Origin of the sequence: Pantoea sp. UBA5035, from assembly GCF_002415245.1 — a bacterium.
Taxonomy (GTDB): Bacteria; Pseudomonadota; Gammaproteobacteria; order Enterobacterales; family Enterobacteriaceae; genus Pantoea; species Pantoea septica.
In genome coordinates, this window is the sequence record NZ_DICD01000012.1 from 81187 (window position 1) to 104283 (window position 23097).

At 58.7% G+C, this 23097-nt stretch carries 22 protein-coding genes and 1 pseudogene; 8 read left to right on the forward strand and 15 right to left on the reverse strand.

Annotated elements, in window-relative coordinates; translation table 11 throughout:
- Positions 1–225: 225 nt before the first annotated feature.
- The 7 genes and pseudogenes from rpmH to B3229_RS09515 all read left to right on the forward strand — a co-directional run bounded on the left by rpmH (position 226) and on the right by B3229_RS09515 (position 5747).
- Positions 226–366 carry a 50S ribosomal protein L34 gene (gene rpmH / locus B3229_RS09485; RefSeq protein WP_003849659.1) on the forward strand — a complete coding sequence of 47 codons (141 nt, stop codon included), beginning with the start codon at positions 226–228 and terminating at the stop codon, positions 364–366.
- 15 nt (positions 367–381) lie between these two features.
- On the forward strand, positions 382–741 hold the full coding sequence (gene rnpA / locus B3229_RS09490) for a ribonuclease P protein component (RefSeq protein ID WP_033755442.1): 360 nt from the start codon (positions 382–384) through the stop codon (positions 739–741).
- Positions 705–963, forward strand: a pseudogene (gene yidD, locus B3229_RS09495) (membrane protein insertion efficiency factor YidD). Before rnpA ends, yidD begins: the two are co-directional and overlap by 37 nt.
- 2 nt (positions 964–965) lie before the next feature.
- The gene (gene yidC / locus B3229_RS09500; RefSeq protein ID WP_286870443.1) at positions 966–2612 is read left to right on the forward strand and encodes a membrane protein insertase YidC; all 1647 of its coding nucleotides are present in this window, start codon (positions 966–968) and stop codon (positions 2610–2612) included.
- 81 nt (positions 2613–2693) lie between these two features.
- On the forward strand, positions 2694–4058 hold the full coding sequence (gene mnmE, locus B3229_RS09505) for a tRNA uridine-5-carboxymethylaminomethyl(34) synthesis GTPase MnmE (protein ID WP_084884316.1): 1365 nt from the start codon (positions 2694–2696) through the stop codon (positions 4056–4058).
- A gap of 183 nt (positions 4059–4241) precedes the next feature.
- Positions 4242–4832 carry a malonic semialdehyde reductase gene (locus tag B3229_RS09510; protein WP_286870444.1) on the forward strand — a complete coding sequence of 197 codons (591 nt, stop codon included), beginning with the start codon at positions 4242–4244 and terminating at the stop codon, positions 4830–4832.
- Between the two features lie 165 nt (positions 4833–4997).
- Positions 4998–5747, forward strand: a complete 750-nt coding sequence (locus B3229_RS09515; RefSeq protein ID WP_048781258.1) for a 4'-phosphopantetheinyl transferase family protein — start codon at positions 4998–5000, stop codon at positions 5745–5747.
- 202 nt (positions 5748–5949) lie between these two features.
- Here B3229_RS09515 and B3229_RS09520 read toward each other — a convergent pair whose 3' ends face one another.
- The gene (locus B3229_RS09520) at positions 5950–7263 is read right to left on the reverse strand and encodes an NCS2 family permease (protein WP_286870445.1); all 1314 of its coding nucleotides are present in this window, start codon (positions 7261–7263) and stop codon (positions 5950–5952) included.
- Positions 7264–7412: 149 nt separating this feature from the next.
- Between B3229_RS09520 and yieH the strand changes: the two genes are divergently transcribed.
- The gene (yieH, locus tag B3229_RS09525) at positions 7413–8093 is read left to right on the forward strand and encodes a 6-phosphogluconate phosphatase (RefSeq protein WP_286870446.1); all 681 of its coding nucleotides are present in this window, start codon (positions 7413–7415) and stop codon (positions 8091–8093) included.
- Here the strand turns inward: yieH and B3229_RS09530 are convergent.
- The 14 genes from B3229_RS09530 to atpF form a co-directional block, all read right to left on the reverse strand.
- On the reverse strand, positions 8090–9325 hold the full coding sequence (locus B3229_RS09530) for an MFS transporter (protein WP_048781255.1): 1236 nt from the start codon (positions 9323–9325) through the stop codon (positions 8090–8092). The two genes, yieH and B3229_RS09530, sit on opposite strands and share 4 nt — an antisense overlap.
- A 109-nt stretch (positions 9326–9434) precedes the next feature.
- A complete protein-coding gene (gene phoU / locus B3229_RS09535) occupies positions 9435–10169 on the reverse strand; it encodes a phosphate signaling complex protein PhoU (protein ID WP_033755423.1) in 735 nt (244 codons plus the stop codon).
- 16 nt (positions 10170–10185) lie between these two features.
- A complete protein-coding gene (gene pstB, locus B3229_RS09540) occupies positions 10186–10959 on the reverse strand; it encodes a phosphate ABC transporter ATP-binding protein PstB (protein WP_033755421.1) in 774 nt (257 codons plus the stop codon).
- Positions 10960–11003: 44 nt separating this feature from the next.
- The gene (gene pstA, locus B3229_RS09545) at positions 11004–11894 is read right to left on the reverse strand and encodes a phosphate ABC transporter permease PstA (protein ID WP_048781254.1); all 891 of its coding nucleotides are present in this window, start codon (positions 11892–11894) and stop codon (positions 11004–11006) included.
- Positions 11891–12853, reverse strand: a complete 963-nt coding sequence (gene pstC / locus B3229_RS09550) for a phosphate ABC transporter permease PstC (protein WP_033755417.1) — start codon at positions 12851–12853, stop codon at positions 11891–11893. Before pstC ends, pstA begins: the two co-directional genes overlap by 4 nt.
- 88 nt (positions 12854–12941) lie before the next feature.
- A complete protein-coding gene (gene pstS / locus B3229_RS09555; protein WP_033792963.1) occupies positions 12942–13985 on the reverse strand; it encodes a phosphate ABC transporter substrate-binding protein PstS in 1044 nt (347 codons plus the stop codon).
- Between the two features lie 166 nt (positions 13986–14151).
- On the reverse strand, positions 14152–15981 hold the full coding sequence (gene glmS, locus B3229_RS09560) for a glutamine--fructose-6-phosphate transaminase (isomerizing) (RefSeq protein WP_048781252.1): 1830 nt from the start codon (positions 15979–15981) through the stop codon (positions 14152–14154).
- 148 nt (positions 15982–16129) lie between these two features.
- Positions 16130–17500 (reverse strand): bifunctional UDP-N-acetylglucosamine diphosphorylase/glucosamine-1-phosphate N-acetyltransferase GlmU, encoded by a 1371-nt coding sequence (gene glmU / locus B3229_RS09565; protein ID WP_048781251.1) that lies wholly within the window; start codon positions 17498–17500, stop codon positions 16130–16132.
- A gap of 158 nt (positions 17501–17658) precedes the next feature.
- Positions 17659–18078 (reverse strand): F0F1 ATP synthase subunit epsilon, encoded by a 420-nt coding sequence (locus B3229_RS09570; protein WP_033755408.1) that lies wholly within the window; start codon positions 18076–18078, stop codon positions 17659–17661.
- A gap of 24 nt (positions 18079–18102) precedes the next feature.
- The gene (gene atpD / locus B3229_RS09575) at positions 18103–19500 is read right to left on the reverse strand and encodes a F0F1 ATP synthase subunit beta (RefSeq protein ID WP_033755405.1); all 1398 of its coding nucleotides are present in this window, start codon (positions 19498–19500) and stop codon (positions 18103–18105) included.
- 29 nt (positions 19501–19529) lie between these two features.
- On the reverse strand, positions 19530–20396 hold the full coding sequence (gene atpG / locus B3229_RS09580; protein WP_048781250.1) for a F0F1 ATP synthase subunit gamma: 867 nt from the start codon (positions 20394–20396) through the stop codon (positions 19530–19532).
- Positions 20397–20448: 52 nt separating this feature from the next.
- Complete coding sequence (gene atpA / locus B3229_RS09585; protein WP_048781249.1) at positions 20449–21990, reverse strand: F0F1 ATP synthase subunit alpha; 1542 nt, start codon at positions 21988–21990, stop codon at positions 20449–20451.
- A gap of 14 nt (positions 21991–22004) precedes the next feature.
- Positions 22005–22538, reverse strand: a complete 534-nt coding sequence (gene atpH / locus B3229_RS09590) for a F0F1 ATP synthase subunit delta (RefSeq protein ID WP_033755396.1) — start codon at positions 22536–22538, stop codon at positions 22005–22007.
- Between the two features lie 14 nt (positions 22539–22552).
- Positions 22553–23023 (reverse strand): F0F1 ATP synthase subunit B, encoded by a 471-nt coding sequence (gene atpF / locus B3229_RS09595; protein WP_033755393.1) that lies wholly within the window; start codon positions 23021–23023, stop codon positions 22553–22555.
- Positions 23024–23097 lie beyond the last annotated feature (74 nt).

Sequence of the window (23097 nt, forward strand, 5' to 3'; positions counted from 1 at the left end):
ACCGTATAATTCTTCCCCCGGCGTTGTCGCGTTATGCCCAATGCCCGGACTCAGCGGGCTGTATCCGGGCTTCCAGGTACCGCGACCAGCGAAGTAAATTGACTCCGGACTGTACAATTATTACAATCCCGCCTCTTTATTAAAGACACATTGAGGCGTCGGTCGTTTTACTGGCCCAAAAACGCGTCACCCAGTGAAATTTTTCAAGTTTAGGTAGAAATCGCCATGAAACGCACTTTTCAACCGTCCGTACTGAAGCGCAACCGTTCTCACGGCTTCCGTGCTCGTATGGCAACCAAAAATGGTCGTCAGGTTCTGGCACGTCGTCGTGCTAAAGGCCGTTCTCGTCTGACCGTTTCTAAGTAATAAAAGCTAACCCTCGTGGTTAAGCTCGCATTTCCCAGGGAGTTACGTTTGTTAACTCCCACTCATTTCACTTTCGTCTTCCAGCAGCCACAACGGGCTGGCACGCCGCAAATCACCATCCTCGGCCGCCTTAATTCGCTGGGGCATCCCCGCATCGGTCTTACCGTCGCTAAAAAGCACGTCAAGCGCGCGCACGAACGCAACCGGATCAAACGTTTGACCCGCGAAAGCTTTCGTCTGCTTCAGCATGAACTGCCGGCGATGGATTTCGTCGTTGTGGCGAAAAAGGGGATTGCCGATCTCGACAACCGTATGTTGGCGGAAGCGTTGGAGAAGTTATGGCGTCGTCACTGTCGCCTGGCGCGCGGCTCCTGATCGTCCTGATCCGCGTCTATCAGCGCGGCATCAGCCCCTTGCTGGGACCACACTGTCGGTTTCAGCCAACCTGTTCTCATTATGGAATTGAGGCGTTACGCAGGTTTGGCCTGATAAAAGGCAGTTGGTTGACATTCAAACGCGTATTAAAATGCCACCCTTTGAACCCGGGTGGTGACGATCCTGTGCCGCCAAAAAACCTTTGATACCAGAGAACATTAACGATGGATTCGCAACGCAATCTTTTTCTCATCGCTTTTCTGTTCGTGTCTTTCATGATCTGGCAAGCCTGGCAGACGGACCACGCTCCGCAGCCGCAGCAGACCCAGACCACGCAAAACACCAACAGCGCAGCAGGTGATGCCGCCAGCCAGGGCGTACCGGCCAGCGGCCAGGGCAAAACGATCACCGTTAAGACTGATGTCCTGTCATTGAATATCAACACCCGCGGTGGCGATGTCGAGCAAGCTCAGCTGCTGACCTACCCGGACAAACTGGGTTCCGACCAGCCGTTCCAGTTGCTGGAGACCACGCCATCCTTCGTTTATCAGGCACAGAGCGGGCTCACTGGCCGCAATGGTCCGGATAACCCGAACAACGGCGCGCGTCCGCTGTTCACCGCCGCACAGGATCACTTCGAAATGGCCGACGGCCAGACCGAACTGCGCGTGCCGATGACCTACACCGCGGAAAACGGCGTGGTTTACACCAAAACCTTCGTTTTAAAACGCGGCGAATTCGCGGTGGACGTGAACTACAACGTCAACAACACCACGCAGCAGCCGCTGGAAGTGTCGCTGTTCGGCCAGCTGAAGCAGACCATCGATCTGCCTAAGCACCGCGATACCGGCAGCAACAACTTTGCGTTGCATACCTTCCGCGGCGCGGCCTACTCCACCAGCGAAGAGAAGTACGAAAAGTACAAATTCGACACCATCGCGGATAACGAAAACCTCAGCGCCACCACCAGCAACGGCTGGGTTGCGATGCTGCAGCAATACTTCGCTACCGCATGGGTGCCGCGTACCGCTGGCAACAATTCGCTCTATACCAGCAACCTGGGCAACGGCATTGCGGCGATCGGCTACAAATCCGCGCCGGTCACTGTGGCTGCGGGTCAGCAGCAGGATCTGGGCGCAACGCTGTGGGTCGGTCCGGAAATTCAGGACAAGATGGCTGCCGTCGCGCCGCATCTCGACCTGACCGTCGACTACGGCTGGCTGTGGTTTATCTCTCAGCCGCTGTTTAAGCTGCTGAAATTTATCCACAGCTTTATCGGCAACTGGGGCTTCTCCATCATCGTCATCACCTTTATCGTGCGCGGTATCATGTACCCGCTGACGAAGGCGCAGTACACCTCGATGGCGAAAATGCGCATGCTGCAGCCGAAGATTCAGGCGATGCGTGAGCGCCTGGGCGACGACAAGCAGAAGCAGAGCCAGGAGATGATGGCACTGTATAAGGCGGAGAAGGTCAACCCGCTGGGCGGCTGCCTGCCGCTGGTGATTCAGATGCCGATCTTCCTTGCGCTTTACTACATGCTGTCTGGTTCGGTGGAGCTGCGCCACGCGCCGTTTATCCTCTGGATCCATGACCTGTCGGCGCAGGACCCCTACTACATCCTGCCGATTCTGATGGGCATCACCATGTTCTTCATTCAGAAGATGTCACCGACCACCGTGACCGATCCGATGCAGCAGAAGATCATGACCTATATGCCGGTTATCTTTACCGTGTTCTTCCTGTGGTTCCCGTCAGGTCTGGTGCTGTACTACATCGTCAGCAACCTGGTAACCATTCTCCAGCAGCAGCTGATTTATCGCGGGCTGGAAAAGCGCGGTCTGCACAGCCGCGACAAGAAGAAGGCGTAACGCGCTTACGCTCGTCTGACAATCTGGTTTACCCTAAGGCGGTCAATAAGACCGCCTTATTTTTTAGCGAGAGAAAATCCCATGAGCCACAGCGATACTATCGTCGCCCAGGCGACGCCTCCCGGACGCGGCGGCGTCGGTATTTTGCGTATCTCCGGCGCGCGCGCCGCCGAGGTGGCGCAGCAGGTGCTCGGCAAGCTGCCGAAGGCGCGCTACGCCGATTATCTGCCCTTTAAAGACGCCGACGGCAGCGTGCTGGATCAGGGCATCGCGCTGTGGTTTCCCGGCCCGAACTCCTTTACCGGCGAAGATGTGCTGGAACTGCAGGGCCACGGCGGCCCGGTGATCCTCGATCTGCTGCTGAAGCGCATCGTGGCGCTGCCTGGCGTGCGCATCGCCCAGCCGGGCGAGTTTTCCGAGCGCGCCTTTCTCAATGACAAGCTCGACCTGGCGCAGGCCGAGGCGATCGCCGACCTGATTGACGCCAGCTCTGAGCAGGCGGCGCGTTCCGCGGTCAATTCGCTGCAGGGCGCCTTTTCGACTCGCATCAACCAGCTGGTGGAGGCGCTGACCCACCTGCGCATCTACGTCGAAGCGGCGATCGACTTCCCCGATGAAGAGATCGATTTTCTTTCCGACGGTAAAATCGAAGCGCAGCTGGATGAGGTGATCGTCGATCTCGACGCCGTACGCGCCGAAGCGCGTCAGGGCAGCCTGCTGCGCGAAGGCATGAAAGTGGTGATCGCGGGCCGGCCAAACGCGGGTAAATCAAGCCTGTTGAATGCGCTGGCGGGACGCGAAGCGGCGATCGTTACCGATATCGCCGGCACCACGCGCGACGTGCTGCGCGAACATATTCATATCGACGGCATGCCGCTGCATATCATCGACACCGCCGGGCTGCGCGAGGCCAGCGACGAGGTCGAACGTATCGGCATCGAGCGCGCCTGGCAGGAGATTGAGCAGGCGGATCGCGTGCTGTTTATGGTAGACGGCACCACCACCGACGCCACGGAAGCGGCGCAGATCTGGCCCGACTTCGTTTCACGCCTGCCAGCGGCGTTGCCGATTACCGTCGTGCGCAATAAGGCGGACGTCACTGGCGAAACACTGGGTCTGACAGAAGTAAATCATCACTCACTTATTCGTCTTTCGGCGCGCACCGGCGCGGGCGTGGATGCGCTGCGCGACCATCTGAAACAGTCGATGGGCTTTTCCGGCAATATGGAAGGCGGCTTCCTGGCGCGTCGACGTCATCTTCAGGCGCTGGAGTTAGCAGCTACTCACTTGCAGCAGGGCAAGGCGCAACTGTTGGGCGCGTGGGCGGGCGAGCTACTGGCGGAAGAGCTGCGGCTGGCGCAGCAGGCGCTGAGCGAGATCACCGGCGAGTTTACCTCCGATGATTTGCTGGGACGGATATTTTCCAGTTTCTGTATTGGGAAATGATCGGAAGCAGCGTCAATTTGTGCACTTTCGCCCTGCTCCTCAGTCAAACGCCGCCTGTTTGCACCTTTGCTATTTGGCGGCGAATCGCCATTGGGGTATAAACGATAAGCACCGGTTTTCCCGGATACGCCTTCACAATGGCATGTCTCAGGCGGCTGCTTCCGCCTGACCAAGGAGAGTAGAATGCATACACCGCTCGACAACACCGCGCTCGACCAACTGTTTAACGAAGCACGCACCCATAGCTACTGGCAGGACAAACCCCTTGAAGCCGGCATTCTGGAGCAGCTCTACGCGCTGACCGCCCTTGGCCCGACTTCGGCCAACTGCTCGCCGGGCCGCTTTGTATTTGTCGCCTCGCAGGAAGGCAAAGAGAAGCTGAAGCCGGCGCTCTCATCCGGCAATGTGGAAAAGACCATGACCGCGCCGGTGACGGTCATCGTCGCCCACGATATGGCGTTTTACGATCGGCTGCCGCAGCTGTTTCCGCACGCCGATGCGCGCAGCTGGTTTACCGGCAGCCCGGAACTGGTGAAAGAGACCGCCTTTCGCAACAGCAGCCTGCAGGCGGGCTATCTGATCCTGGCCGCGCGCGCGCTCGGGCTGGATGCCGGTCCGATGTCCGGTTTCGATCCCGCGAAAGTTAACGAGGCGTTCTTCGCCGGCAGCAGCTGGCAGGTAAATATGTTAATCAACCTCGGCTATGGCGATCGTGAGAAGCTGCATCCGCGCCTGCCGCGTCTGCGTTTTGAACAGGCGTGCAAACTGGCCTGACGGTAACCCGCCGCTGCGCAAGCGCGTAGCGGCCTCTCTTTTCCCGCCGCTTTTTATCAGCCGATTCTGAATATGCGTCATTCTGTTTCATGTCAGATGCAATATGCTCAGAAAATTCTTACAATGCGCCCTGATGATTAAGTGACCATTTTCACGGAGCGACAGATGGCGGGTCATTTTGTACGTTGGATGGGCGATCGCGGCATTGTCGCCGACGCCATGCGCATGCCGCAGGATGTCATCGATCAGGCGCGACAGCTGCCTGACAGATACCGCGGCCGTTTTTTGCTTGCTCGCCTGATGCTGGCGCAGCTGATGCTGCGCGTTTACGGTATCAGCACCCTTCCTGCTCTCGTTACCCACAGCAACGGCCGCCCCGCCTTTGCCGATCGCGATTTGCCCGATTTCAGCATCGCCTATGCCGGCAATATGGTCGGCGTGCTGCTGGCCGAAGAGGGCGGACGCGCCGGGCTGGATATGGAGATCGTACGCGCCCATAGCCGCCAGACGCAGGAGCAGCTGATGCAGTCGCTTACGTCGGGCGAGCGCGCCTGGATCAATGCGCAACAGGATTTTATGGAAGCGGTGACGCAAATCTGGACGCTGCGCCAGAGCATTCTCAAGCTGACCGGCGAAGGTAACGATAATATGGCCTCGCTGCGGCTGCAGCCCGCGGCCGGGCGTCTGCGTTCGACGAGCTATCCCGATATTCAGGCGGTGTGCGACGCCGAGCCGACGCTGGTGTGGTCATGCGCTCTGTCGCCTGCGACCCAGCGTTTGCACCTGTGGGAAATAGACGCCTCGCGCGAGTGGCATGCGCTGCGCGACGTAGAGATGAGCAAGCCCAATATCGGACCGCGCACGCTGCGTCTGGCCAGCTCGCCGCGGGAGCGCAGCCTCCATCCAGAGGTATAAAAAAGCCGCTTAAGCGGCCCTTCAGACGGCTAACAAAGCCGACAAGCGGGTGAGACGGACCGAGGAGCAAAGCGTCCCGCGCCATGGATGGCGCGGGCCGAGCTGGCAGGGATGCCGCTTTTTGCGTCTTTGCGATCGGTCCGTCTCACCCGCGTTGGCACTCTGCCCCATCAACTCAAAGGTCGCGTAAGCGACCTTCTTCTTAATGCGCGTCAATAAAGGCGATTTTCAACACGAAGAGCAGCGCCACGACCACCACGCAGGGGCTGATCTCGCGCCAGCGGCCGGTGCCCAGCTTCATCACGCAGTAGGCGATAAAGCCCAGTGCGATACCTTCGGTAATCGAAAAGCTGAACGGCATCATCGCCGCGGTCACGAAAGCCGGCACCGCTTCGGTGAGATCGTCCCAGCGCACGCGCGACAGGCTGGCGGTCATCAGCACGCCGACGTAGATCAGCGCGCCCGCAGCCGCATAGCCTGGCACCATCGCCGCCAGCGGCGACAGGAACATCACCAGCAGAAAAAGCACGCCGGTCACCACCGCCATCAGGCCGGTGCGGCCGCCGATCGCCACCCCTGACGAACTCTCGATGTAAGCGGTCACTGACGAGGTACCCGCCAGCGCGCCGGTTACCGAGCTGAAGCTATCGACAAACAGCGCCTGCTTCATGCGCGGAAACGTGCCAGTCTCATCGGTCAGGCCCGCTTTGTCGGTGACGCCGATCAGAGTACCGGAAGAGTCGAACAGGTTAACCAGCATAAAGGAGAAGATAACGCCCGCCATGCCGATATTGAACGCGCCTTTGATATCCACCTGCCCGACCACGCTGCCGATCGCAGGCGGCGCGGAGAAAAGGCCGACAAATTTCACATCGCCCAGCGCCCAGCCGATGGCCGTGGTGATCACCATCGAGATCAGCACCGCCGCATGGATATTGCGCGACGCCAGAATGGCGATGATAAAGAAGCCGAGCGCGCCCAGCAGTACGCTGTGCGAGGTGAGATTGCCGACCGCGGCGATGGTATCGGGATTCGCAACGATGATGCCGGCGTTCTTCAGCCCCATCATGGCGATAAACAAACCGATACCGGCGGTGATGCCAACGCGCAGGCTCAGCGGGATATTGGCGATCATCCAGTAGCGCACGCGCAGCAGCGTCAGGATCAGCAGCCCCAGCGCGCCCCAGAAAATGGCGCCCATGCCCACCTGCCACGAGTAGCCCATCGCGCCAACCACCACAAAGGCGAAAAAGACGTTGAGCCCCATCGCCGGCGCCAGCGCTACCGGCAGATTGGCGAACAGGCCCATCAGAATACTGCCGAATGCGGCGATAAGGCAGGTTGTGACGAATACCGCCTGGGTATCCATGCCTGCCACGCCAAGAATCTGCGGGTTAACAAAGACGATGTAGACCATCGTCAGAAAAGTGGTGACACCGGCAATAATCTCGGTGCGTACCGTAGTGCCATGTTCCTGCAGCTTAAAAACGCGCTGCAAAAGGCCTTGTTTACTCATGCCAACGATCCTGATGAAAAGAACTCGGCGCGTATCCTGACCGCTTTGCAGCGGCAATACAATGATTTTTCGCAACCGTTTCCGGGATCGCAATCTGCGTCGATTAGGTTAAAGTGTGTGCTCTCTCGAAAACAGAAGGATAGCGACAGATGGCAGTAGAGTGCGTGTTTTTTGACTGCGACGGCACCCTGGTAGACAGCGAATTGCTCTGCACCCAGGCGTACGTCAACACCTTCGCCCGCTACGGAATTAGCTGCTCGTTACAGGAGATGTTCGAAAAGTACAAAGGCGTCCAGCTCTACGACATTATTCGCGACGTCGGGGAAACGCATCACGCTACGCTGCCGCAGGCGACATTTGAAACCGACTACCGCACCGAGGTGGCGCGCCTGTTCGACGCGTCGCTGACGGAAATTCCCGGCGCGAAGGCGCTGGTGGAAAAGCTAACCGTGCCGATGTGCGTCGTATCCAACGGTACGGTAAAGAAAATGCAGCACTCGCTGGGGCTGACCGGCATGCTGCCCTGGTTTCGCGATCGCCTCTACAGCGGCTACGACATCGCGCGCTGGAAGCCCGATCCCGCGCTGATGCATTACGCCGCCGAACAGATGCAGGTGCCTGTCGAGCGCTGCATTCTGGTGGACGATTCCGAAGCGGGCGCCCGCGCCGGCATCGCGGCGGGCATCCCGGTATTTTACTACTGCGCGGACGCGCACAACCCTGAAATCGATCACCCGCTGGTGACGCGCTTTACCGATATGGCCGAGCTGCCCGCGCTCTGGCGCGCGCGCGGCTGGCGGCTGGTCGCCGACTCATCCGCCGCGATTTAACCAATCGCGCCCAGCGAATCGTCGTTGCCCTGCTTTTTCGGCAGTAAAAAGAGCGTGGCGACGATATCCAGCAGGTAGATCAGCGCCAGCAGCGTGATCGCCGCGGTAAACGAAATTTTCGCCGCCAGCAGGCCGATTACCAGCGGGCCGAAGCCGCCGACGCCGCGCCCGAGGTTGAACAAGACGTTCTGCGCCGTGGCGCGCGCCTGCGGCGGGAAAGTGTCGGAGATCAGCGCGCCATAGCCGCCAATCATGCCGTTGACGAACATCCCCATCAGGGCGCCGGTAAACAGCATTACGGTGGGATCGCGCAGCTGCGCGTAGATCACCACCATCGCCACGGCGCCGAACTGATAAAGCAGGAAAATTTTCCAGCGCGCAAAGCGGTCCGCCAGCACGCCGAACAGCCAGATGCCGAAGGTCATGCCGACCACGGTGACCGCGGTCCATAAGCCCGATTTGGTCAGGCTGAAGCCGAAGTTAGCGGAGAGATAGCTCGGCATCCAGATCATCAGCCCGTAATAGCCGAAGTTCTGCACCGAGGTCAGGATAAAGATGCCGAGGCTCGCTTTCGCGGTGGCGCGATCCTGCACCAGCATTTTCAGGCGCGCGGCGAACGACAGCGACGGCGTCAGCTTCGCCTGGCGGGTAAAGGCCTCCGGCTCGCCCATGCTGCGCCGCAGCACAAACGAGAACAGCGCAGGCAGCAGACCGACCAGAAACATGCCGCGCCAGCCGATCACGCCCAGCAGCGGCGGCGTGATAAAGGCCGCCAGCAGCACGCCAAGCTGCCAGCCGATACCGACCCACGCCGAGGCGCGGTTGCGCTTTTCCGCCGGCCAGGCTTCGGCAATCAGCGCCATGCCGATGCCGAACTCGCCGCCCAGCCCCATTCCCGCCAGCGTGCGGTACGCCAGCAGATCCCAGTAGCCCTGCGCCACCGCGCACAGTCCGGTGAAAATCGAGAACATCAGAATGGTGACGGTGAGGATGCGAATGCGGCCAAAACGATCGCTGAGATGGCCGAACAGAATACCGCCCACCACCGCGCCAATCAGCGTCCAGGTAACCAGCGAGCCCGCCTGCGACGGATCCAGCGCCAGCGACAGGCTAATCGCCGGCAGCATAAATCCCAGGATCAGCAGATCGAATCCATCCATCGCGTAACCGCTGACCGCGGCCAGCATCGCCTTCGCAGGCGTTACGCTCTGCTTACTGCGGGAAAGAGACATGAATCAGCACCTTGATAGAGAAAAAGTGCGCCAAGTATATAAAGGAAACGGTTGCGTGGGACAGAAAAAGCGGCGGGCCGTGCGCCAGCCAGCGCACGGCGGAGAAGCATCAGGAGGGTTTATTGGAGCCGTCGTCGCCGGAGAGCAGCTCATCAAGCTTATCGCCGCCGACGTGGCGGAAATCCTGACCTTTTACGAAGTAGAAGATGATTTCACAGATGTTCTGACAGCGATCGCCGATTCGCTCGATGGCGCGGGCGCAGAACAGCGCGGTCAGCACGCTCGGGATGGTGCGCGGATCTTCCATCATGTAGGTCATCAGCTGACGCACGATGCCTTCGTACTCTTTGTCGACCTTTTTGTCTTCGCGGTAGATCTGGATCGCTTCGGTCAGATCCATGCGCGCGAAAGCGTCCAGCACGTCGTGCAGCATCTCCACGGTATGGCGGCCCAGCGACTCCAGGCTGACCAGCAGCGGCATATGCTGCTGGCCGAATTTTTCCAGCGCGGTGCGGCTGATTTTTTCCGCTACGTCGCCGATGCGCTCCAGCTCGGAGATGGTTTTGATGATCGCCATCACCAGACGCAGGTCGCTGGCGGTGGGCTGGCGTTTGGCGATGATGCGCACGCAGGCTTCATCAATCTCCACTTCCATCATGTTGACCTTCTGGTCGCCGTCGATCACGCGCTGCGCCAGCTCGCCGTCCAGATTGTGCATCGCGGTGATGGCGTCGGTGAGCTGCTGCTCCACCATGCCGCCCATAATCATCACCTGGGTGCGAATGTGTTCCAGCTCCGCATTGAACTGACCGGAGATATGCTTGTTCAGATTGAGGTTATCCATGTTTATCTCCTGAAAATCAGCCGTAGCGGCCGGTAATGTAATCTTCGGTCTGTTTCTGCGCCGGTTTGGTGAACAGCCGGTCGGTATCGCTGAACTCAATTAACTCGCCCAGATACATAAAGGCGGTATGGTCGGAACAGCGCGCCGCCTGCTGCATATTATGCGTCACGATGACCACGGTGTAGTCCTGCTTCAGCTCGGTGATCAGCTCTTCGATACGGCCGGTTGAGATCGGGTCCAGCGCCGAACAGGGTTCGTCCAGCAGCAGCACTTCCGGACGGATCGCAATGCCGCGCGCGATGCAGAGACGCTGTTGCTGGCCGCCCGAGAGACTGTATCCGCTCTGATGCAGCTTGTCTTTGGTTTCATTCCACAGCGCCGCTTTGCTCAGCGCCCACTGCACGCGCTCGTCCATATCGGCGCGCGACAGCTTTTCGAACAGACGCACGCCAAAGGCGATATTGTCGTAGATCGACATCGGGAAAGGGGTCGGTTTCTGGAACACCATGCCGACGCGCGCGCGCAGCAGAGCGATATCCTGGCTGGAGGCCAGAATATTGTCGCCATCCAGCAAAATGTCGCCTTCGGCGCGCTGATCGGGATAGAGCGAGTACATTTTGTTAAAGGTGCGCAGCAGGGTGGATTTGCCGCAGCCTGACGGACCGATAAACGCGGTGACCTGGTTCTTCGCGATGTCCAGGTTGATGTTCTTCAGCGCGTGAAATTTGCCGTAATAGAAGTTCAGGTTACGCACCTGGATTTTACCGCTGTTGGAAGTCGCGATACTCATTGCTCGTCTCTCTTAAACGGCGCCGCCCCAGGCAGCGCCGAAGGTTAACCGTTTTTGCTCTTGGTGAAGACTACGCGCGCCAGAATATTCAGCAGCAGCACGCAGAGCGTGATAATCAGCACGCCCGCCCAGGCCAGACTCTGCCATTCGGCAAAGGGGCTCATTGCGAACTTAAAGATGGTGACCGGCAGGTTCGCCAGCGGCTGCATCATGTCGGTGGACCAGAACTGGTTCGACAGCGCGGTAAACAGCAGCGGCGCGGTTTCGCCCGCGATACGGGCGATCGCCAGCAGCACGCCGGTCAGAATGCCCGATACCGACGCCTTCAGCGTAATCGCGGAGATCATCTTCCACTTCGGCGTGCCGAGCGCGTAGGCCGCTTCGCGCATGCTGTCCGGCACCAGCCGCAGCATGTTTTCGGTGGTGCGGATAACGATCGGAACCTGCAGCAGCGCCAGCGCGATCACGCCTGCCCAGCCGGAGAAGTGATGCATCTGCGCCACCACGATGGTGTAAACGAACAGACCCACCACGATTGACGGCGCCGAGAGCAGGATATCGTTGATAAAGCGGATCACTTCCGCCAGCGCCGACTTGCGGCCATATTCCGCCAGATAGACGCCCGCCAGGATACCCAGCGGCGTGCCGATCACCGTCGACCACAAAATCAGCAGGCCGCTGCCCGCCAGGGCGTTGGCCAGACCGCCGCCGGCGGTATTGGGCGGCGGCGTCGATTCGGTAAACAGCGACCAGCTCAGCCCGTCCACGCCGCGCGTCACGGTGGTGAACAGGATCCACACCAGCCAGAACAGGCCAAAGGCCATGGTGAGCAGCGACAGCGCCAGCGCGATCTTATTCTTGGTGCTGCGCCAGGCCTGCATTTTGCGGCGCGACGCGTCCAGTTCGGCGCGAGCCTGCAGTTCAATCGTCGTCATGAGCGCGCTCCTTCACTTTTCGCAAGGCGCAGGATCATTAATTTGGAAATGGCCAGCACGATAAAGGTGATAACGAACAGGATCAGCCCCAGCTCCATCAGCGCGGCGACATGCACGCCCGACTCGGCTTCGGCGAACTCGTTCGCCAGCGCGGAAGTGATGCTGTTGCCCGGCATAAACAGCGAAGGGCTGTCGAGCTGGTAGGTGTTGCCGATGATAAAGGTGACCGCCATGGTTTCGCCCAGCGCGCGTCCCAGACCGAGCATCACGCCGCCAATCACGCCGTTTTTGGTGAACGGCAGCACGATGCGCCAGATCACTTCCCAGGTGGTGCAGCCGATGCCGTAGGCGGACTCTTTCATCATTACCGGCGTCTGCTCGAACACGTCGCGCATCACCGAAGCGATGTAAGGAATGATCATGATCGCCAGAATGACGCCCGCCGCCAGGATGCCGATGCCGAAGGCCGGACCGGAAAAGAGCGCGCCGACAAAGGGGATGTTCGACATGATTTCGCCGACCGGCGTCTGGAAATATTCGGCAAACAGCGGCGCGAAGATAAACAGGCCCCACATGCCGTAAACGATGCTGGGGATCGCCGCCAGCAGCTCAATGGCGGTGCCGAGTGGACGGCGCAGCCAGCCAGGCGACAGCTCGGTCAGAAACAGCGCGATGCCGAAGCTCACCGGCACGGCGATAATCAGCGCAATCAGCGAGGTCACGAGGGTGCCATAGATCGGCACCAGCGCGCCAAATTCTTCGTTCGGCGCATCCCAGGTTTTGTTCCACAGGAAGGAAAACCCAAATTTCTGGATGCTTGGCCAGGAGGAGAAAATCAGGGAGACGATAATGCCGCCCAACAGCAACAGGACAATCAGCGCAGCCAGTTTAACCAGCGCGCCGAAAATCATGTCACCTTGCTTACCGGGGGCTTTGAATGCCGGCTTCGTTGCAGCCATAGAAGTCTCATTCTTCAGGGGTTGTCAGGGCGGCGCGGGGCCGCCCTTCTCGATCTGGTCGGACGCGCGTCCGACCGGAGTTGTTCGCTTACTGGTACAGCGCTTTGCCAGAACTGTCTTTGATATTGGCCTTCCAGGCGTCGCGGATCTGCTGGGTTACGCTGTCCGGCAGGGTGGCGTAATCCAGGCTGGTCGCGGTTTTATCGCCGTTTTTGTACGCCCAGTCGAAGAACTTCAGCACTTCACTGCCCTTCTCGGCATTAGCCTGATCTTTGTAAACCAGAATGAAGGTGGTTGAGGTGATCGGCCAGGCATCGTTGCCTTTCTGGAAGGTCAGGTCCTGAGCAAAGGATTTGCTCCAGTCTGCGCCTTTCGCCGCGTTGGAGAAGCTGGTTTCGCTCGGCGCGACCGGCTTGCCGTCGGCATCGACCAGTTTGGTGTAGGTCAGGTTGTTCTGCTTGGCATAGGCGTATTCGACATAGCCGATTGAACCCGGCAGACGCTGTACGAACGCCGCGACGCCGTCGTTGCCTTTGCCGCCCAGGCCAGCCGGCCAGTTAACGGTGTTGCCTTTGCCGATTTTGCTGTTCCACTCTTCGTTGACCTTCGCCAGATAGCTGGTGAAGACGAAGGAGGTGCCGGAGCCATCCGCGCGGCGCACCACGTTGATGTTGGTATCTGGCAGTTTCACGCCCGGGTTCAGCTTAGTGATCGCCGCGTCGTTCCACTTTTTGATTTTGCCCAGGTAGATGTCGCCGACGGTTTTACCGTCGAGCGTCAGTTCGCCTGATTTCACGCCCGGGATGTTGACGGCCAATACGACGCCGCCGATGACGGTCGGGAACTGAAACAGGCCGTTTTTCTGCAGGTCTTCATCTTTCATCGGCGCATCTGACGCGCCAAAATCCACGGTTTTCGCGATGATCTGCTTAACGCCGCCGGATGAACCAATGCCCTGGTAGTTGATTTTGCTACCGGTGGCTTGCTGATATTCTGCTGCCCACTTGGCATAAACCGGCGCCGGGAAAGTCCCGCCCGCGCCCGTCAGATCGGTGGCTGCAAAGGCAGAAACCGCGCTTACGGCGAGAGTGGCGGTAAGGATTCGGGCTACGGTGCTACGCATCAGTGTCATGTTCCCTCCAGGGGAGTTAATCTCAGGCTCGGAGCCGTTGTAGTTGGAGTCAGTGATTGCTGCAGGAGGGAAAATAGGACAGTTTGATGACAGTGAAATGTAGGAAATATGACAGTTATATGACAGCGAACAAAAAGTAAAAGGGCCCGTTTTCGGGCCCGCTTGTTTACTCTACCGTTACTGACTTCGCCAGGTTACGCGGCTGATCCACGTCGGTGCCTTTTATCAGCGCGACGTGATAAGAAAGCAGCTGCAGCGGCACGGTGTAGAAAATAGGCGCGATCACCTCTTCCACGTGCGGCAGAGAGATAATCTTCATGCCGTCGCTGTCGCTGAAGCCGGCGTCCTGATCGGCAAACACGTACAGCAGACCGCCGCGCGCGCGCACCTCTTCAATATTGGACTTCAGCTTTTCCAGCAGCTCGTTGTTCGGCGCCACTACGATCACCGGCATATCGGCGTCGATCAGCGCCAGCGGACCATGCTTCAGCTCGCCAGCGGCGTAGGCTTCCGCATGGATATAGGAGATCTCTTTCAGCTTGAGCGCCCCTTCCATGGCGATCGGATACTGATCGCCGCGGCCGAGGAACAGCGCATGGTGCTTGTCGGAGAAATCTTCCGCCAGCAGTTCGATACGCTTGTCCTGCGCCAGCATCTGTTCGATGCGGCTCGGCAGCGCCTGCAGGCCGTGCACGATCTCATGCTCGGTTTCCGCCGACATGCCGCGCAGGCGGCCCACTTTCGCCACCAGCATCAGCAGTACGGTAAGCTGTGTGGTAAAAGCCTTGGTCGAGGCGACGCCGATTTCGGTGCCCGCTTTGGTCATCAGCGCCAGATCCGACTCGCGCACCAGCGAAGAGCCCGCGACGTTGCAAATCGCCAGCGAACCGAGGTAGCCCAGCTCTTTGGTCAGACGCAGCGCCGCCAGCGTATCGGCGGTTTCGCCGGACTGCGACAGGGTAATCAGCAGGCTGTTTTTGCGCACGGCGGATTTGCGGTAGCGGAATTCAGAGGCGATCTCGACGTCGCAGGGAATATTCGCCAGCGATTCGAACCAGTAGCGCGCTACCATACCGGAGTTGTACGAGGTGCCGCAGGCGATGATCTGAATATGCTCGACCTGGCTCAGCAGGGCTTCGGCATGCGGCCCCAGCTCGCTGAGATCGACTTCGCCATGGCTGAAACGACCGGTTAAGGTGTTTTTAATCGCCATCGGCTGTTCGTAAATCTCTTTCTGCATATAGTGGCGATACACGCCTTTATCGCCCGCGTCATACTGCACGCTTGATTCGATCTCGGCGCGCTGCACCGCGTTGCCCGCACGATCGACGATAGTGACGTCGCGACGGCTAATCTCGGCGATGTCGCCCTCTTCCAGATAGATGAAGCGGCGCGTCACCGGCAGCAGCGCCAGCTGATCGGAGGCGATAAAGTTTTCGCCGACGCCGCGACCAATCACCAGCGGACTGCCCGAACGGGCGGCCACCAGCAGCGACGGATCGCGGCTGTCCATGATCACCATGCCATAGGCGCCGCGCAGCTGAGGAATGACGCGCAGCACGACGTCGCGCAGCGTTCCGCCCTGTTTCTGCTCCCAGTGCACCAGATGCGCCACTACTTCGGTGTCGGTTTCGGAGGCGAAGCGATAACCGCGCGCGATCAGCGCTTCACGCAGCGGCTCATGGTTTTCGATAATGCCGTTATGTACCACGATGATCTGCCCGGAGACATGCGGATGCGCGTTGGCCTCCGACGGTTCGCCGTGCGTTGCCCAGCGCGTATGAGCGATGCCGGTGCCGCCGATTAGCGGCTGCTGCTCGGCAGCCTCCGCCAGCATCTGCACTTTGCCGACGCGACGCAGTCGCGTCACGTGCCCCTGACGATCAACCACGGCCAGACCGGCCGAATCATAACCGCGATACTCCAGGCGACGCAGCCCTTCCAGCAGAATCTCTGCGATATCGCGCTGCGCTACTGCACCTACAATTCCACACATAAATGTTATTCCTGACCTGATGGCTTTCGACCATCTTTCGTTGTCATACGACCTGATAACCGGCTTTGCCGGGCTCCCCGAGCCTTGTAGAGAGTGGGGATTATTATTGTGTTACTGCGGCGGCCAGCACGCGGCTGGCTGCTAAAAATTACTTTTTCTTCGCCGGACGCTGCCAGCTCGCTTTGCTGTTCTGCTCTTTGCGGTTGTAGACCAGCGACGCCTCGGTAACGTCTTTCATTATCGTGGTGCCCGCCGCGATAGTCGCGCCCGCCGCCACGCTGACTGGCGCCACCAGCTGCGTATCGGAGCCGACGAAGACATTGTCGCCGATAATGGTTTTGGATTTGTTCGCGCCATCGTAATTGCAGGTGATGGTGCCCGCGCCAATGTTGACGTTGGCGCCTATCTCCGCGTCGCCAAGATAGCTCAGATGTCCCGCCTTCGAACCTTTGCCCAGCGTCGCCTTCTTCATTTCGACGAAGTTCCCGACGTGGGCGGCCTGCGCCAGCTCGCTGCCTGGACGCAGACGGGCGAAAGGCCCGACGGTACAGTCGGCGGCGAGGTTCGCATCCTCGATCACCGAATAGGGGCTGATTTCGCAATCGTCGCCAATAACGCTGTTTTTAATGATGCAGCCCGCGCCGATTTTCACGCGGTCGCCGAGGCTGACCTCGCCTTCAATAATGACATTGACGTCGATCTCGACGTCGCGGCCGTGGCGCAAAACGCCACGCAGATCGAAGCGCGCCGGATCGCGCAGCATCACGCCCGCCAGCAGCAGTTTTTCCGCCTGTTCGCTCTGATAAACCCGCTCCAGCGTCGCCAGCTGCAGGCGGTTGTTAACGCCGTCGGTTTCGCTGACGCGCGCCGGGTGCACCGCGTTGATCTGTCGCCCATCCTGGTGCGCCAGCGCAATGATATCGGTGATGTAGTATTCGCCCTGCGCATTGTTATTGGTGAGCTGCGCCAGCCAGCGCTTCAGATCGCCGCCGTTGGCGATCAGGATGCCGGTATTGATTTCGGTGATCTTCAGCTGATCGGGCGTGGCGTCTTTCTGCTCGACAATGCCGACGATGGCGCTGTTTTCGCGTACGATGCGCCCGTAGCCGCTGGGATTGTCCAGCACCACCGTCAGCAGGCCGATGCCGCCTTCAGGTTTGGCGTCGCGCAGACGCTGCAGCGTCTCCTGAGAGATCAGCGGCACGTCGCCGTAGAGCATCAGAATATCTTCGTCGTCAGCGAATGCGGGAGCGGCCTGCTGCATTGCGTGGCCGGTACCGAGCTGTTCCGCCTGCAGCACCCAGTTGAGCGACGGCTCGGTCAGCGTCGCCTTCAGCCGGTCGCCGCCGTGGCCGTAGACCAGATGAATATGGCGCGCGCCGAGGCCGGTTGCGGCGTCGATCACGTGCTGAACCATGGGTTTGCCTGCAAGGGTATGCAGAACTTTGGGCAGATCGGAATACATACGGGTTCCCTTGCCGGCAGCAAGGATCACCACGCTCATTGCGCTGTTAGACATAACCATCCTGACAGAGTTTTTGACATGCGAAAGTTAAACGGTTTACCCCTGAGATTACTACATTTTTCTCAGGTCGAAATTAGGCGCGCGCGGGTTGAAGCGCGGGCAAAAAAAATGCCAGCCCGTAGGGCTGGCATTTCGTGACGCATAAAGCCTGATTACATCGCTTTTTTGGTCAGCTCGATCACGCGCAGTTTAGCAATGGCTTTCGCCAGCTCCGCAGAGGCCTGAGCATAGTCCACGTCGCCGTGGCTGCTGTTCATGTGCTCTTCTGCTTTGCGTTTCGCTTCCAGCGCACGCGCCTCGTCCAGGTCGGTACCGCGGATAGCGGTATCGGCCAGAACGGTGGTGCTGCCCGGCTGCACTTCCAGCACGCCGCCAGAGAGGTAGATAAACTCCTCTTCGCCGTGCTGCTTCACGATACGGATCATTCCAGGCTTGATGGCAGTCAGCAGCGGCGCGTGACCAGGGAAAATACCCAGTTCGCCTTCGCTACCTGACACCTGAATTTTCTGCACCAGGCCAGAGAACAGCTGTTTCTCTGCGCTGACGACGTCCAGGTGATAAGTCATAGCCATATCTGTCCTCCCGGGAAACCGTTATTACAGTTTCTTCGCTTTTTCCACGGCTTCTTCGATAGCGCCGACCATGTAGAAAGCCTGCTCCGGCAGATGGTCGAACTCGCCGTCCATAATGCCTTTAAAGCCACGGATAGTGTCTTTCAGCGTAACGTATTTACCTGGCGCACCGGTGAAGACTTCCGCTACGAAGAACGGCTGAGACAGGAAGCGCTGAATCTTACGCGCGCGAGCCACCAGCAGTTTGTCGTCTTCAGACAGCTCGTCCATACCGAGGATGGCGATGATGTCTTTCAGTTCCTGGTAACGCTGCAGCAGAGACTGCACGCCGCGCGCAACGTCGTAGTGCTCCTGGCCAACCACCAGCGGATCCAGCTGACGGCTGGTGGAATCCAGCGGGTCAACGGCCGGGTAGATACCCAGAGACGCGATCTGACGGCTCAGGGTAACGGTTGAGTCCAGGTGGGCGAAGGTGGTCGCCGGAGACGGGTCAGTCAAGTCATCCGCAGGAACGTAAACGGCCTGTACGGAGGTGATTGAACCGGTCTTGGTGGAGGTAATACGCTCCTGCAGCACGCCCATCTCTTCAGCCAGGGTCGGCTGGTAGCCTACCGCTGACGGCATACGACCCAGCAGTGCGGAAACTTCCGTACCGGCCAGGGTGTAACGATAGATGTTGTCGATGAACAGCAGAACATCGCGGCCTTCGTCACGGAATTTTTCCGCCATGGTCAGACCGGTCAGTGCCACGCGCAGACGGTTGCCCGGCGGCTCGTTCATCTGGCCATACACCAGCGCAACTTTGTCGATTACGTTGGAGTCGGTCATTTCGTGGTAGAAGTCGTTACCCTCACGAGTACGCTCGCCCACGCCGGCAAATACCGAATAACCTGAGTGCTCAGCCGCGATGTTACGGATCAGCTCCATCATGTTTACGGTTTTACCTACGCCCGCGCCGCCGAACAGGCCGACTTTACCGCCCTTGGCGAACGGACACATCAGGTCGATAACCTTGATGCCGGTTTCCAGCAGTTCCTGCGAGTTGGACTGGTCTTCATAAGAAGGCGCCGCGCGGTGAATAGAGGAGATCTCTACTGCACTGCCGTCTTCTTCTTTGATGTCGCCTTTCATGTCGATCGGCTCGCCCAGCACGTTCATGATACGGCCGAGGGTGGCTTTACCCACCGGAACCTGGATCGGTTTTTTCAGGTCAGCAACTTCCAGACCGCGCTTCAGGCCGTCAGAAGAACCCATGGCGATGGTACGAACCACGCCGCCGCCCAGCTGCTGCTGAACTTCCAGCACCAGACGAGCATCACCATTCTGAACCTCAAGGGCGTTGTACACTTGCGGTACCGCGTCCTGAGGGAATTCGACGTCAACTACGGCGCCGATAATCTGGACAATCTTTCCAGCTGCCATCTTGAATCCTCTACCTAATTCTTACCTGGTTAAACCGCGGAGGCTCCCGAGACGATCTCGGTGAGTTCCTGGGTGATGCTGGCCTGACGAGCTTTGTTGTATACCAACTGCAGCTCTTTGATCAGATTTCCGCCGTTGTCGGTTGCGGCTTTCATCGCCACCATACGCGCGGCCTGTTCGCTGGCCAGGTTTTCCACCACACCCTGATAAACCTGCGATTCGACATAACGACGCAGCAGGGTATCCAGCAGCGCTTTCGGATCGGGCTCGTACAGGTAATCCCAGGTCTTCGCCTTCATCTCTTCTTCACCTTCCGCTGGCGGTAACGGCAGCAGTTGGGTAATGGTCGGAGTCTGAGACATGGTGTTATTGAACTTGTTGCTGACGACATACAGCTTGTCGATGCGACCTTCGTCGTAAGCCTGCAGCATCACTTTTACCGGGCCGATCAGATCGGACAGGGAAGGTTTGTCTCCCATGCCGGTGACCTGCGCCACGATGTTGCCGCCTACGGAGCCGAAGAACGCCAGACCTTTGGAACCGATGATCGACAGATCGCTCTGCACGCCTTTATCGGACCAGGCTTTCATATCCGCCAGCAATTTTTTGAACAGGTTAATGTTCAAACCACCACAAAGCCCGCGGTCAGTCGAAACGACCAGGTAGCCGACGCGCTTAACGTCGCGCTCTTCCAGGTAAGGGTGCTTGTATTCCAGATTCCCTAACGCAAGGTGACCAATCACTTTGCGCATGGTGTCTGCATACGGACGGCTGGCCGCCATGCGTTCCTGCGTTTTACGCATTTTGGAGGCGGCGACCATTTCCATCGCTTTGGTGATCTTCTGCGTGTTTTTCACGCTTCCAATCTTGTTACGTATCTCTTTTGCGCCGGCCATTAGCTTCTCCTCAAAGCCTTGCGGCCTGCCTTTTCAGACAGGCCGCCAGACATTACCAGGACTGGGTTGCTTTAAACGTGTCGAGCAGGCCTTTCAGCTTCGCTTCGATATCGTTGTTGTAGTTACCAGTTTGGTTGATTTCCTGCATCAGCTCGGCGTGGTCGCGGTCCGCGAACGCCAGCAGTGCAGCTTCGAAGCTAAGGATTTTCGCCAGCTCAACGTCGTTCAGGTAGCCGCGCTCGGCAGCAAACAGCACCAGACCCTGTTGCGCGACGGACATCGGCGCATACTGTTTCTGTTTCAGCAGCTCGGTCACTTTCTGACCGTGGCTCAGCTGTTTGCGGGTCGCGTCATCCAGATCGGAAGCGAACTGCGAGAACGCCGCCAGCTCACGATACTGTGCCAGCGCGGTACGGATGCCGCCGGACAGTTTCTTGATGATCTTGGTCTGAGCAGCACCACCAACACGCGATACGGAGATACCTGGGTTAACCGCCGGACGAATACCGGAGTTAAACAGGTTCGATTCCAGGAAGATCTGACCATCGGTAATCGAGATTACGTTGGTCGGAACGAACGCGGAAACGTCACCCGCCTGGGTTTCGATGATCGGCAGCGCGGTCAGTGAACCGGTTTTACCTTTAACTTCGCCGTTGGTGAAACGCTCAACGTAGTCAGCGCTAACGCGTGACGCACGCTCCAGCAGACGAGAGTGGAGATAGAACACGTCGCCCGGGAACGCTTCACGGCCCGGCGGACGGCGCAGCAGCAGAGAAATCTGACGGTAAGCAACAGCCTGCTTGGACAGGTCATCGTATACGATCAGCGCATCTTCGCCGCGGTCGCGGAAGTATTCGCCCATGGCGCAGCCGGAGTAGGGCGCCAGGTACTGCAGTGCAGCGGATTCAGACGCGGACGCAACCACCACGATGGTGTTCGACAGCGCGTTGTGCTCTTCCAGCTTACGCACCACGTTAGCGATGGTAGAGGCTTTCTGACCGATCGCGACGTACACGCACTTGATGCCGGAGTCACGCTGGTTGATGATCGCGTCGATCGCCAGCGCGGTTTTACCGGTCTGACGGTCGCCGATGATCAGCTCACGCTGGCCACGACCGATTGGAATCATCGCATCGACAGATTTGTAACCGGTCTGAACCGGCTCGTCGACTGACTGACGGTCGATAACGCCCGGTGCGATCACTTCAACCGGCGAGAAGCCGTCGTTGTCGATCGCGCCTTTGCCGTCGATTGGCGCACCCAGGGTGTTCACCACGCGGCCCAGCAGGCCGCGACCGACCGGCACTTCCAGAATACGACCGGTACACTTAACCTTCATGCCTTCGGCGAGGTCAGCGTACGGGCCCATGACCACGGCACCGACAGAGTCGCGCTCGAGGTTCAGGGCGATAGCGTAACGGTTGCCCGGCAGGGCGATCATCTCACCCTGCATCACATCGGCCAGGCCGTGTACGCGGATGATACCGTCGCTTACAGAAACGATTGTACCTTCGTTGTGAGCTTCGCTCACGACATTGAACTGAGCAATGCGCTGCTTGATCAGTTCGCTGATTTCGGTGGAATTCAGTTGCATATGCTCCAGTCCCCTTAAGACTGCAAGGCGTCTGCCAGACGCTCGAGACGGCCGCGCACGCTGCCATCAATCACCAGATCACCCGCACGGATGATCACGCCTGCCATGACAGACTTATCAATTTTGCAATTCAGCTTAACTTTGCGTGACAGACGTTTTTCCATCGCGGCGCTGATTTTAGTCAGCTGGCTGTCACTCAGCGTACCGGCAGAAATCACCTCCACCTCCGCAGTCGCCTCATAGGCGTCGCGCAGGTGAATGAACTGCTCGAGTACAGCTGGAAGCGCGGTCAAACGTCCGTTCTCTGCCATAACCTTAATCAGGTTCTGGCCGTGTTCATCTAATTGATCGCCGCAGACGGCAATGAAAGAAGCCGATAACGCTTCCGGCGCCAGCGCGCCAGAGAGAAGATCGGCCATTTGCTCATTGCGTGCTACGGTCGCGGCAAACGCCAGCATATTTTGCCAGCGCTCGATGCTTTGATGCTCAACAGCAAAGTCAAAAGCTGCTTTGGCGTAGGGGCGAGCTACAGTAATCAGTTCAGACATCAGCCCCTCCCTCCTTACAGTTCAGCGACCAGTTTATCAACGATGTCGCTGTTAGCAGCTTCATCCACGGAACGTTCGATGATCTTCTCGGCGCCAGCCATTGCCAGCAACGCGACTTGCTTACGCAGCTCTTCGCGGGCACGTTTACGCTCGGCGTCGATTTCAGCCTGCGCCTGCGCCACGATGCGGTTACGTTCGTTCTCGGCTTCAGTTTTCGCTTCGTCCAGAATCTGAGTACGGCGTTTGTTCGCCTGCTCGATAATGACCTGAGCTTCTTCTTTAGCTTTTTTCAGCTGGTCGGTCACATTGGCCTGCGCGAGATCCAAATCTTTCTTCGCGCGCTCAGCAGAAGCAAGGCCTTCAGCAATTTCTTTCTGGCGCTTTTCGATGGCAGCCATAATCGGCGGCCATACGTACTTCATGCAGAACGCGACGAACAGGATAAACGCGATGGCCTGGCCGAGGATTGTTGCGTTAATGTTCACAGCACAATGCCTCTAATTAAGTTGTTAACTTTTCTGCCGATATCTTAACGATAAGCGGCAGAACCGTTCATCAT